Origin of the sequence: Campylobacter coli LMG 9860, assembly GCF_000254135.1 — a bacterium.
GTDB classification, from domain to species: Bacteria; Campylobacterota; Campylobacteria; order Campylobacterales; family Campylobacteraceae; genus Campylobacter_D; species Campylobacter_D coli.
The window spans coordinates 1-234 of the sequence record NZ_AINS01000170.1; the positions used below are offsets into that span (position 1 = coordinate 1).

Annotated in this window: 1 pseudogene; it reads left to right on the forward strand. The window is 26.9% G+C overall.

Annotated features, from left to right (window positions below):
- Positions 1-234, forward strand: a pseudogene (locus tag CCO88_RS10550) (Cj0814 family flagellar-dependent secreted protein); the annotation flags it as partial.

A 234-nucleotide genomic window follows, 5' to 3' on the forward strand; every position in this document is an offset into this window, starting at 1 on the left:
TGCTAGTAAGTTAAATGAAATTCAAAGTGCCAATTCACAAACTCTAATAAGAAGTGAAAGCTTAAATAATAATTTAAATTCTAATTTTGACACAAACTATGGCTTATTTAGCGATTTTCAAAATACCGTTCATACTCTAAAATATAAACAAGCTGATTTAAACAATACTTCATCTTTAGCCTATGGTTATAGTGTAGATAAAAATGGCTATATGGGAAGTGATTTTAATAAAGC